Here is an 11,902-nt window from a genome sequence, read left to right on the forward strand (position 1 = left end):
GGATGTATGAAGGATAGGCCGCCAGGTCATTCCATACAACCTGTATGAAATATGTCAGCAGATGGGCGCGGCCCGACAGCGTTCCGTCTTCCACGCCTCGCAACGCGCTACCATCAAAAGGCTATGGCAAAGACGCCCACCAAGACCGAAGAGACGAACTCCGCTGCACATGATGCGAAGAAACCGCCTATCTACCTGCTCGACTCCATGGCGTTTATCTTCCGCGCCTATCACGCTATGCAGCGTTCTCGCCCCATGTCCACACGCACCGGCGTCCCCACCGCGGCGACTTATGTCTTTGTGAACATGATTAACAAGCTGCGCAAAGACTTTCAGCCCGAGTACCTCGCAGCTATCTATGACGTCGGCGCCCCGCTGCTTCGCAACGAGATGGCAGCACAGATGAAGGACGTCAAGAAATTCAACATCAAGACGCAGCAGTTCGAGGTCATCGAGTACGGCGGTTACAAGGCCAATCGTACAGAGACGCCGCCTGACCTCATCCAGCAGCAGCCGTATATCCGTCGCGCACTCGAAGCCTTCCGCATCCCCATCCTCTACTACGAAGGCTTCGAGGCGGATGACGTCATCGGGACGCTCTCGCACAAGCTCGCCGCACTTGGCCACCACGTCTACGTCGTCTCCTCCGACAAGGACATGATGCAGCTCGTCGCGAAAGATGTCTCCATCCTCAATCCGACAAAGGACAACCTGATCCTCGATCCCGCTGGTGTCGAAGCCGCTCTTGGTGTTCCTCCCGAACGCGTTATCGATGTCATGGCGCTGCGCGGCGATTCGATCGATAACATCCCCGGTGCTCCCGGCATCGGCGACAAGGGATCGGTCGAGCTGATCCAGCAGTTCGGTACGGTCGAGGCTGCCATCGACGCGGCTACGGCCACTCCTGAAGCCATCAAGCGCAAGACGTATCGTGAGTCTCTGGCCAACAATCGTGAGAACATTCTTCTTTCGAAGGAGCTGGTCACCATTCACACGGAGGTGCCCATCGAGTACTCCCTCGACGAGATGCGCACCCAGGCGCCCGATCTTGCTGCATGCCGCGATCTCTTCTCCGAGCTGGAGTTTACGACACTGCTCAAGGAACTCGCGCCAGCTGAAGATACTACGGTCATCACCTACGAGCTCAAGCCAACCGCGGTGCAGATCAAGCATCTGCTTGAAGAGGCTCGCGCCATCAATCCGGCGACGGGTGAACCAAACGGACTCGCCATCGCCATCTCAGAAGACGCCCAGGCGATTGCGGAGGAGATAGCTGCAGAATCGGCAGATGGCGAAGCAGAGCCTCCGCCGGCAGAGAATATGTCACTCTTCGGCGCGATGGCGGAGGAAGCGCCGGCTTCCTCCACGGCAGCACAACCTGTAGAAGATCCCGCGTGCCGTATCGGCCTTGCGGGGAACGAGCACTTCGCCGTCGAAGTCTCGCTCGATGAGCCGGGCCTCAAAGAGGCTCTGTCTGACGCCGCGCTCCCCAAGGACGTTCACGATCTCAAGGCTGTGTTGCGTGCGCTTGAGCCGCATCGTGTTGTGCTCAACGGTGTCCGCAACGATGTCATGCTCCTCAGCTATCTCATCAACCCGACGCATGGCTCGCATACGCTGGTCGACATCGCCGCACGCAGCACCAGCCGCACGCTTGTGCATCAGCCGACGAAGGGCAATCCCAATGACCCCAGCCGTCTCGCCGAGGCCGCAGCTGCTGTGTATCGTCTCTCCGGCACGCTGGGCACGCAGGTCGCTGACTATGTGCCCGCTCAGCATGAGGTCCCCGCGGACGACCCTTCGCTTGGAGGAGCCGTTACGCCGGAGATGCTCTTTGCGGACAAAAAGCAGACGCCAGCGGGCACGGAGCAGGAAAGAGTTTCGCCTGATTCTCCGCTCCGCAACGTCTACAACACGATCGATCTTCCTCTTGTGTCCGTGCTTTTACGGATGGAGCAGACCGGCGTCCGCATCGACCCCGAGTTTCTCCGCGAGATGTCTTCGCGCCTCGCCGTCGAGATCGACAACCTCGCGGAGAAGATCTATTCAGACTCCGGTCATCGCTTCAACATCAACTCGCCCAAGCAGCTTGGCGATGTGCTCTTCAACAAGATGCTGCTTCCCAAGCCGATGAAGTATGGCAAGGGTAAGGTTGTCTCCACGGCGCAGGACGTTCTCGATGAACTGGCAGAGAGCCACCCGATCGCCGCGCTCGTCATCGAACACCGTCAGTTGCAGAAGCTTAAGGGGACTTACCTCGATGCTTTGCCTGTGCTCGCAGATGCCGAAGGCCGCATCCACACCACCTTCAATCAGGTGGGTACCGCGACGGGGCGCCTCTCTTCCACCAATCCCAATCTGCAGAACATTCCCATCCGCACAGCGGTCGGTCGCGAGATCCGTGGCGCCTTCATCGCCGCCAACGGGAACCTCCTCATGTCGGCCGACTACTCGCAGATCGAACTGCGCCTGATGGCTCACTTCTCGCAGGACCCGCTGCTGCTCGACGCCTATCGTACGAACAAAGACATTCATACACTTACGGCAAGCGAGGTCTTCGAGGTCGACCCTGTCACGATGGATAAGGAGACCCGCAGTCGTGCCAAGGCCGTCAACTTCGGGATCGTCTATGGCATCTCGCCCTTTGGCCTTGCTGCACAGCTGGGGATCGAGCAGAAGGTTGCGCGCGAGTACATCGAGCGCTACTTCGAGCGCTACGCCGGCGTCCAGCGCTTCATTGAAAGCACGCTGGCCGAGGTCAAGCGGGCACAGTCGGTCAGGACCTTCTTCGGCCGTGTGCGCCCCATCCCCGATATCCAGTCGCGCAACCCCAATATGCGTGGCTTCGCGGAGCGGACTGCGGTGAATACGCCGCTACAGGGAACGGCGGCTGACCTCATCAAACTTGCCATGCTGAAGATCGATGCGGAGCTTGCACGGCGCAAGCTTCGTTCAAGGATGACCCTTCAGGTCCACGACGAACTTCTCTTTGACGTCGTTCCCGAAGAGGCGGATGAAGTACAGGCTCTCGTAAAACACGAGATGGAGCATGTGCAGGAGTTCTCCGTGCCGATCGTGGCGGAGATTGGCCTCGGTCAGAACTGGCGCGATATCAAGTAGGAGCTATGCGGAGAGGCTGACGCCGGCCAGCGCGGGAGCGCACGAGACCCGATTCCGGCCGTCGGCCTTGGCCTGGTACATCGCCTTGTCGGCGGCCTCCAGCAGCTGCTCCGGCACCTCGCGCAGCGTCGGATATGCCGTTGCGACGCCGCAGCTGACTGTTGCCGTCGTGTTCGAGTTGTAGGGTGTCTGTGCCGGATCGAGTGGAGGGAATCCGGCAAGCTCGACCATCTTGCACAGCCGTTCTGCAACCTGTGCCGCAGCGGACAGGGGTGTCGAGGGCAGCAGGATGATGAACTCCTCGCCGCCATAACGGGCAGCGAAGTCGTCCTTGGCACGCAACGCCTGCTGCAGCAGGGAACCGATGCGGCGCAGCACCTCGTCGCCGTAAAGGTGACCGTAGTTGTCATTCAGCTTCTTGAAGTTGTCGACATCCACCACGATCACGGAGAGAGCGTTGCTGGCGACGATGGCTCGTTTCCACAGGTGCGCGAACTGTGTATCGAAAGAGCGGCGGTTCGCTAGTCCGGTCAGCGCATCGCTCTCAGAATGTCGCACCAGCTGCGCATTCAGGCGGTTCAGATCCTTTACCAGCATCTCGTCGCGGATGCTTAGCAGATAGTTCAGTCTCTCTTCGCGAATGGCGCTGTAGTTTGCCACCAGCGTAATCAGGCTGACCGCGGCGATCATCATCATGGCCACAAGTTTCTCGTCGTGCGAGAGCATGTGGTCGTAATGCAGAAAGACGCTCTCTCCCATCAACATGATCATGGAGGCTGCAATTGCATAAGGAAACTGCAGCCTCATGACGATATTGGTAAACAGGATCACTGCCATGACCGCCAGATGGGCATAGGCCGAAGCCGCGATGCTGCGATTGCTCTCCAGGTAAAGGTGTGTCAGCCCTGCAATCGTCGCTCCCAGCACAATGCTGGATTCGCGCACCACACGGCCCGGTTTGCGAAGCATGCTGGCATTCACAATCAGGCAGACGGGGGTGACGATCAGGGCGCGAACCACAAAGGCACGCCAAAACTCCCGCGGGGATGAATTGAGGTGGTCGCCAATGAGGAAGAGATCGAAGAGGGCGATGGCAATCAGGCCCTCCAGCCAGAGGCGCCGGCAGCGGCGTTCCTCTGTGTCTCGCTCAAATCGTTCCTCCAGCTGCTCAGGAAACGTCGGCCACCAAAAACGAAGGCCAGACAGCTTCCTGATCTGCCTGTTGATGAGGTCGAGTAAGACTTGCTTATTCTGCAGCATGGGAGACGAAGGACGTTCGGGGGCCCGGCTCACCTTTCCGGCCGTAGTCACGGCAAGACGAAAACGCTTCCCTCTATTCTGCACTTTTTTGCGCTTTTTGAAGGAATATAAATAGTAACCTAAGAAATGCTTACCGACAGGTGATCCCCGGTCTGCCTGACCCTCCTAGGGGAATTTCTTCCGGGCTGATAAACTTAAAATTCTGTGCAGCCCGTGCATGTAACGGGGCAATCTCGCACGAGCCATCTGATAGGAAGAGTCAAATCCGTGGATCAGCAAACCCGCCAAGCACTCAAGCACGACCAGTTCGTTGACAGCACTCAGCATGGCCTCGATTGGGCCACCCAGAACCGCCGCGCCATTGCCCTCTGGGGTACGGTTGCGGTTCTTCTGCTCTTTGCGATCGCCATCGCTGCAGTGCTCTATAACCATCGCAGCGAGCAGTCATCCATCGCCTTTGGCAATGCCATGCAGACCTACCAGACCCCCCTGGCGGCTCCCGGCCAGCAGGTCCCTCCCGGAGTGAAGACCTTTGCCTCTGCTGCTGAGCGCGCCAAGGCGGCCAATCAGCAGTTTCTCCAGGTAGCCGATCAGTACGGTCTGACCCCTTCCGGCAAGCTCTCGAAGTACTTTGCCGGCCTGACCTATATGGAATCTGGTCAGAACAGCTCTGCCGAAAGCACGCTGAAGGACGTTGCCTCTGGTTGGAACGGCGATGTCGCCTCGCTTGCCAAGCTCGGCCTCGCACAGCTCTATCGCCAGACCGGCCGCGATGCTCAGGCCATCGAGGTCTATAACGACCTCACTGCTCATCCTTCGACCTCGGTTCCTGCCGGAACGGCTCAGCTTCAACTCGCCGATCTTTATGAGGCGGAGAACAAGCCTGAACTGGCCAAGAAGGTCTACGCCACCCTCAAGGACAAGGATGCCAGCGGCCCTGCCGGCATGATTGCCGCGCAGAAGCTGAACCCCGCACCCGCTGGTGCAGGCGCTGGAGCGATGGCGCAGTAACGTCTTTCCTCAACATCTGAACGCTAAAAGCAAACCACCCGCGATCGTCGATTGCGGGTGGTTTGCTTTTAGGGAAGATCTGATCTTTACGGCAGATCCGATTTCGATACGCCTGGGCTTTACCGTCCACTCAATGGCCATGCTCGTCATGCAGCAATGCAGAAGCGACACGGCGGCGGTACTGGGTCGCATCCTGTCCGCGAGTGGCCTCGGCCTCGGTTCGCAGCTTGTTCAATAGCTTCCACTGGTCCTTATCGCGTTTCTCCGTCACCCAGGGCGGCAGGGGCATCCGTAGATAATGCGACAGGGCGCCTGCGTGAGGTTCGTACAACGCCCGCACCGTCTCCAGCCTCTCGGCTGAGGCGCGATCGCCGCAGAGTCGCAGGCCCATCTCCGTCAGTACGTCGCAGAGGCTGTCGAAGTCTGCCGCCGGCATGCGCTCCTGCTCCTGCTGAATGCTCCAGGCTCGTTGCTCCTTCACATGGAAGACATTGCCGAGGTCGATCAGCGCATGACGCGCCATGACGAAGGTGAGCTGCGCCTGCCGCGATGCCGGCCCTTCGAGTACCGAGATCAGCAGCGCACAGGTATCCAGCATCGCCACCAACGCCGAAAGCCAGCTCTGGTTGTCGTGCTGCGACCGGTAGAAGCACAAAATCGGATAGGAGATATGCGACTCCAGGATCTCAGCCGACCAGCGCTCCCACTCCATCAACAGCTCGATCAGCGCCTCTTCACCGCCCTCAAACCCATGACGGCGAAGCAGTTCCGCCGCAGTCGGAGGCGAGCCGGCCCGAGCATCCAGCAGGGCAATGCTCACCTCGCGACGTGAAAATGCCTGGTAGAGCACCGGCAGATAGCCAATCACCAGCGCCACAAAGCCCAGCCCAACACCGGACTCGAGGATGATCAGCGCCCGGGCGACGATGCTGTGCGGCACCACGTCGCCCAGCCCCAGCGTGAAGAGCGTGGTTCCACTGACATAAAGATCCGTGCGGAAACGGGACACTCCATGAAGGACGTGCAACCCCAGCGGGTCTATGAACGGCGTGCCGAGCGCGAAATAAAACGTTGCGAAGCTGAAGATCAGCAGCAGTCCCCAAAGCAAGAGCAGCAGGATCAGAGACAAGGGGCCATAGAAGCTGTAGAACTGCTCCCTGGCCTTTGCATTCTTCATCCGGCCGCCGATGGCCGTCCATGGTGTCCAGGTCAGGATGAAGAAAAACCGTGTGAGCCGAAAGCGCCCCGTCGCCCGCCGCGGCAGAATGATCGTCTGAAACGCGTCTACAAAGACCGCGAGACAGCAAAGGACTCCAGCGATCAATGCCGCCATGCGCAATGCCACTTCTTGCGTTTCCATCTGTCCCCAGGCTTTCTGTCGAGTTGCGGACAAATTCCGCGGTTCTACATAGATGCTTACAGCGCGGCTGCGTTTCTCTTTTGTCCGAGAGCGTTATCGTCCCCGGACTGGGATATGACATCTCAAGCTATCGTATTCTTGCGCCAGCGCGTTTATGTCCGATCTTGGCCGCATTCTCGTCGCCTTTGGTCTGCTGCTCGTAGCTGCGGGAGCCGTCCTGCTGTTGCTGGGCCGCCTCCATCTTCCACTTGGACGTCTCCCCGGCGATCTCACCTGGAAGGGCAGCAACTGGAGCGTCTCCCTTCCGCTGATGAGCTCAATGATCGTCAGTCTGGTGCTGAGCCTTATCCTGTGGATCATCAACCACTTCCGCCACTAGACCTGTCCTCCGCTACCCTTAGCCTGCTAGACTCAACCTCGCAGTGTCCGCGACCGAGCAGAATCCGCCCACGCTCGCCAGCCTGCGGGCCGGACGCAGCAGGATGCGCGCCGTAAAGGGAGCTTCCCCCTCAGCCACGTCTGAGCAGGGCAGTCTTCTGTTTGCCTCCTCCGAACCCACTCCCGCTCCCCCTGCTGTGGTTCCCGCAACTCCTCCCGCCGAGCCGGAACGCCGTATTCTCACCGTCGCCGCTGTCGTCGGCCGCATCCGTCAGCAGGTGGAGTCGTCCTATGCCGATATCTGGGTTGAGGGAGAGATCTCCAATTGCCGCCCCGCGCCATCAGGCCATATCTATCTCACGCTCAAGGACGAATCTGCGCAGCTCCCTGTCGTCCTGTTTCGCCGCCAGGCCCAGCTTCTGCGCTTTCGCCCGGCGGATGGACTCGCTGTCCTGGTACGCGGCCGCGTCTCCGTCTACGAATCCCGCGGCCAGCTCCAGCTCATCGCCGAGACGATGGAGCCGAGGGGAGCGGGGTCCATCCAGCTCGCCTTCGAGCAACTCAAGGCGCGCCTGGCCGCTGAGGGGCTCTTTGACGCCTCGCGCAAGCGCTCCCTTCCCGCCTATCCGCGCTGTGTCGGCGTTGTGACCTCGCCTACCGGGGCTGTCATTCGCGATATCGTCACCGTCGTTCGCCGCCGTCATGCGGCGCTGAACCTGCTCGTCCACCCTGCCGTCATGCAGGGTGCCTCCAGCTCTTCTTCGGTGGCGCGCGCGATTCGATGGTTCAATGCGAATCCCCAATACGCAGATCTCATCCTGATCGCTCGTGGCGGAGGGTCGCTGGAAGATCTTGCCTGCTTCAACGACGAGGCTCTGGCGCGTACTATCGCAGCCTCACAGCTCCCCGTCGTCTCTGCGATCGGGCATGAGACCGATTTCACCATCGCCGACTTCGTCTCCGACCTGCGTGCGCCGACACCGTCTGCCGCCGCAGAGATGATTACGGCAGCGCAGCATCGTGTCGAAGAGCGCGTCACCATGCTCGATCTCCGGGCGCGTCGTGCAATTCGTCTGCATCTGCTTGAGTCGCGGCAGCGTTATACCCGTCTGTCGGCGCCTGCTGTGCTCGCTCGTGTCTCGGCCTCCATCGACCGCCGTTCGCAGCGCATTGACGAGCTGGCCCTGCGGCTCGACCGCGCCGTTCATCGCCGCCAGCGACAGCAGACGGAGCGTCTCCGTTCTCTTACCGAACGCCTGCGCCGTCAGGATGTCTCCCTGCGTCTTGCAGCGACGCATCGCCAGTTGGAGCGGTTGACCCTGCGGCTCGACCGGGCCGCGTCTGCCCTGACAGCGCAGCAGAGGACCCGCCTTCATGAGGCAACCGCACGCCTACAGGCGCTCTCTCCGCTCAGCGTCCTCGCTCGCGGCTACGCGCTCATCTACAACGCGGATGGAACGCTCCTCCGTGCCTCCAATCAGGCCACGCCTGGTCAGACGATTCGCGCACGCCTCGCCTCCGGCGAGATTGCCGCTGAAGTCACGGCCATAGAACCATCATCAGACGCATCGAATAACGCATCGGAGAAACACAACGCATGAAGAAGCTCTTCGGTACAGACGGCATCCGTTCCGTCGCTGGTCAATATCCGCTCGATCCTCCCACGGTCCACGCCATAGGACTGGCGTTGGCCCATTCGCTCGCGGCCGTATCGCCTTCGCCCAGCGTCATCCTCGGCATGGATACTCGCGAATCGGGACCTGCGATTGCTGCAATGCTTACCGCAGGGCTTACCGCCGGAGGGGCTACGGTCGAGAACGCTGGCATCATCACAACCCCGGCCATCGCGCATCTCACGCATACGCACGGATTCTCTGCGGGTATCGTCATCTCCGCCTCACACAATCCCTGGCAGGACAACGGCATCAAGGTCTTCGGGCATGACGGCTACAAGCTGCCTGACTCCACCGAGCTTGCCATCGAAGATGAGATCTTCCGCCATCTGGATGCAGCAAAGGCTGCCTCCACAACTGCAATCGATGTGCCGTCAGTAGACGATGCCGACCGTGCCGACTACATCCGCTTCCTGCTCGCGGCTGTGCCCGATCTCTCGCTGGATAACCGGCGCATCGTCGTCGACTGTGCCAACGGCGCGGCCTCCGCCGTTGCGCCCGAGCTTTTTTCTCAGCTCCGCGGACACGATGTTGTCATCACGCATGCCTCGCCGGATGGACGGAACATTAATGAAGGCTGTGGTGCGCTGCATCCTGAGGTCGTGGCTGCGGCAGTCACGCAGCATCACGCCCAGTTGGGTATCACCTTCGACGGCGATGCCGATCGTGCTCTCTTCGCAGACGAGCAAGGTCGTGTCGTCAATGGAGATGCTGTCCTTCTGCTGGCTGCGCGCGATCTTCAGGCCCGTGGCCTGCTGGTCAACGACACCATCGTTGCTACAACCATGTCCAACATGGGCCTGGAGGCCGCACTCAAGCGCTCCGGTATCCGCATGCTTCGCGCCAACGTCGGCGATAAGTATGTTCTCGAGCAGATGCTCGCCACTCACGCCGCTCTCGGCGGCGAACAGTCCGGCCACATCATCTTTGCGGGACGTTCCACTACGGGAGATGGGCTGCTGACCGCACTTCTTCTGCTCGATATCGTTCACCGCAGCGGAAGGTCGCTGTCAGAACTCATCAGCGACCTCAAGGTCTTTCCCCAGGTGATCGTCAACGTCAAGGTTCGTGAAAAGAAGCCGCTGGAAGCCATCGAGCCGATTGCTGCAGCGATTGCAGCCGCGGAAAAGGAGCTGGCGGATTCCGGCCGTGTTGTCATCCGGTACTCCGGTACAGAGGCTCTGGCGCGCGTCATGATTGAAGCTGAGTCAGAATCGCTGATGCGTCACCATGCGGACACAATTGCAGATGCCATCCGTGCCGAACTCGGCATTTAGGCTTCCGCTGCTTCCGGTGCAGGAGAAGGAAACTGTTGCCTCGTCATTCGTCTACATCCGGCCTCTATCTGGCAAAGCAGATAGCTTTCTATATCTGTGCTGTTCTACTGCCGATTGCCGCAAGCCTGCTCACGACGCATACGCATGCTCTCAGTACCATTCCCTTCGCCCTGAGCTTCAGCGTAATCGCTGGCATCGGAGCGCTGGCTGGACCCGGACCCGCCATCGTCTCCATCGTGGTGTCGCTGCTCTTCTTCAACTTTCACATCAGTCCTCCTCATCCGATCCGTGGCTTCAGCGTTGGGCAGATCGAGCGGTCTGCGGTGCTGATTGCGGCAACCTTCTTCGTCACCTTTATCAGCTGGAAGCAGCGGTCTGCGGAGAATAAACTTCGTTCCACCCTGGAGTCGCTTCAGGAGCGCACCGACGCTCTTTTGCAGGCGCAGCAATCCAGCGACCTCGCGACCTGGCTGCTGGATACCAGCACCATGCAGATGTTCTGGGACCTCGGTTCAACACGGATCTTTGGCCGCCCCTTCGCCGACCTCGATAACCAGGCGTTCCCCATGGAGTTCATCCATCCGGAGGATCGTGATTGCCTTCGTGAGGCCGTTACAACCTCCGTGCGTACCAGCGAACAGCTCTTTGTCGAGTATCGCGTTCTCTGGCCGGATGGGGAGGTCCGCTGGATCGAGTCTCGTGGCACGCGGCTTACCGGAGACTCATCCTATTGGCGAGGTGCCGCCCTTGACATCACGCGCCGAAAGATCGTCGAAGCTGCCCTCGTGCGTTCGGAGAAGCTCGCGGCCATGGGACGTCTCGCCTCGACCGTCGCCCACGAAGTGAATAACCCCCTCGAGTCAGTGACCAACCTGCTCTATCTCATCGGCACAGATGACAACCTCAACCCGGACACACGTTCCTACGTCACACTGGCGGAGGAGGAGATCGCGCGACTGGCCAACATCACGCGCCTCACGCTGACCTTCGCTCGCTCGGCAAGCATCCGTGCACCCATCAACGTCTCCGATGTGCTGGATGCTGTGCTCAGCCTCTATCAGCGCCGCTGCGATATGCTTCACGTCATCATCGAACGCTTTTATACACCCGGGTTGATGGTGGAGATGCCGCCGCATGAGCTGCGCCAGATCGCGATCAATCTTGTCGCCAACGCCATCGATGCGCTCAGCAGTCAACAACCGCTGATCCGCCTGCACACGCTGTCGCGAGACGATCGCGCGATTCTGTTGATTGAAGACTCCGGTACCGGCATCGCCAACGTCGACCAGGCGCGCGTCTTTGATGCCTTCTTTACCACCAAGTCTGACGTCGGCACGGGAATTGGGCTGTGGGTGACGCGCGAGCTGGTGGAAAAGAACGGCGGCTCCATCACCGTGGAGAGCGGTGAACTGGGCGCCGGAGTTCGCACGCGTTTCCGCCTCGAATTTCCTATCGCCCCAGCTTCAGAAGCGCTCGCATCGTCGTAGCCCATCATTCTGGGCGTACACCGTGCTTCAGCCGATAAAACTATTCGTCGGCACCTGCGCGGAAAGCTTGACCCGCACGATCTTCCTTCCCCGAACCCTCTCCCCGAAGATCGTGCCGTCATGGCGCTCAACGATCTCCTGCGAGATATACAGGCCGAGGCCGTTGCCCAGTTTGGCTAAGACCTGCGGAATCTGTCCCAATATCCAAAGTCTGGCGCCCCCAAAAGCGCGAAAATGTGTCCACCGCCAGCACATTCGGTCGAACCGAACAGCCCTTTTCGGTGTCTTATTTTTTGAATTCACCGGATGCGGCATCCCCGGGAGAGTTTGCACCTG

Annotated in this window: 9 protein-coding genes; 6 read left to right on the forward strand and 3 right to left on the reverse strand. The window is 60.0% G+C overall.

From position 1 onward, the window contains the following. The first annotated feature begins 123 nt into the window (after positions 1 to 123). Positions 124 to 3,120, forward strand: coding sequence for a DNA polymerase I (gene polA, locus PW789_RS07655; RefSeq protein ID WP_299373854.1), 2,997 nt, complete (start codon positions 124 to 126; stop codon positions 3,118 to 3,120). 3 nt (positions 3,121 to 3,123) lie between these two features. On the opposite strand, the gene PW789_RS07660 is transcribed toward polA, so the two are convergent. Beyond that, complete coding sequence (locus tag PW789_RS07660; protein WP_299373857.1) at positions 3,124 to 4,413, reverse strand: diguanylate cyclase; 1,290 nt, start codon at positions 4,411 to 4,413, stop codon at positions 3,124 to 3,126. Positions 4,414 to 4,647: 234 nt separating this feature from the next. On the opposite strand from PW789_RS07660, the gene PW789_RS07665 reads away from it, so the two are divergent. Continuing rightward, on the forward strand, positions 4,648 to 5,391 hold the full coding sequence (locus PW789_RS07665; RefSeq protein ID WP_299373859.1) for a tetratricopeptide repeat protein: 744 nt from the start codon (positions 4,648 to 4,650) through the stop codon (positions 5,389 to 5,391). A 130-nt stretch (positions 5,392 to 5,521) separates the two neighbouring features. On the opposite strand, the gene PW789_RS07670 is transcribed toward PW789_RS07665, so the two are convergent. After that, the gene (locus tag PW789_RS07670) at positions 5,522 to 6,724 is read right to left on the reverse strand and encodes a potassium channel family protein (RefSeq protein WP_299373861.1); all 1,203 of its coding nucleotides are present in this window, start codon (positions 6,722 to 6,724) and stop codon (positions 5,522 to 5,524) included. A 181-nt stretch (positions 6,725 to 6,905) separates the two neighbouring features. Between PW789_RS07670 and PW789_RS07675 the strand changes: the two genes are divergently transcribed. The 4 genes from PW789_RS07675 to PW789_RS07690 are packed head-to-tail and all read left to right on the forward strand — an operon-like array spanning position 6,906 to position 11,566. After that, positions 6,906 to 7,130: a DUF2905 domain-containing protein gene (locus tag PW789_RS07675; protein WP_299373863.1), complete on the forward strand. Its 225-nt coding sequence runs from the start codon at positions 6,906 to 6,908 to the stop codon at positions 7,128 to 7,130. Positions 7,131 to 7,173: 43 nt separating this feature from the next. After that, positions 7,174 to 8,730, forward strand: coding sequence for an exodeoxyribonuclease VII large subunit (xseA, locus tag PW789_RS07680; protein WP_299373866.1), 1,557 nt, complete (start codon positions 7,174 to 7,176; stop codon positions 8,728 to 8,730). Continuing rightward, positions 8,727 to 10,079: a phosphoglucosamine mutase gene (gene glmM / locus PW789_RS07685; RefSeq protein ID WP_299373869.1), complete on the forward strand. Its 1,353-nt coding sequence runs from the start codon at positions 8,727 to 8,729 to the stop codon at positions 10,077 to 10,079. Before xseA ends, glmM begins: the two co-directional genes overlap by 4 nt. Positions 10,080 to 10,114: 35 nt before the next feature. Beyond that, positions 10,115 to 11,566: an ATP-binding protein gene (locus tag PW789_RS07690; RefSeq protein ID WP_299373872.1), complete on the forward strand. Its 1,452-nt coding sequence runs from the start codon at positions 10,115 to 10,117 to the stop codon at positions 11,564 to 11,566. Positions 11,567 to 11,593: 27 nt separating this feature from the next. Here PW789_RS07690 and PW789_RS07695 read toward each other — a convergent pair whose 3' ends face one another. Continuing rightward, positions 11,594 to 11,767, reverse strand: coding sequence for a hypothetical protein (locus PW789_RS07695; RefSeq protein WP_299373875.1), 174 nt, complete (start codon positions 11,765 to 11,767; stop codon positions 11,594 to 11,596). Between the last annotated feature and the right edge of the window lie 135 nt (positions 11,768 to 11,902).

Origin of the sequence: Edaphobacter sp., assembly GCF_028283685.1 — a bacterium.
GTDB lineage: Bacteria > Acidobacteriota > Terriglobia > Terriglobales > Acidobacteriaceae > Edaphobacter.

Bases quoted from the DNA above. Each gene is read 5' to 3' on its own strand.
- polA (WP_299373854.1), top strand. From the start codon at position 124: ATGGCAAAGACGCCCACCAAGACCGAAGAGACGAACTCCGCTGCACAT.
- PW789_RS07670 (WP_299373861.1), bottom strand. From the start codon at position 6,724: ATGGCGGCATTGATCGCTGGAGTCCTTTGCTGTCTCGCGGTCTTTGTA.
- PW789_RS07675 (WP_299373863.1), top strand. From the start codon at position 6,906: ATGTCCGATCTTGGCCGCATTCTCGTCGCCTTTGGTCTGCTGCTCGTA.
- glmM (WP_299373869.1), top strand. From the start codon at position 8,727: ATGAAGAAGCTCTTCGGTACAGACGGCATCCGTTCCGTCGCTGGTCAA.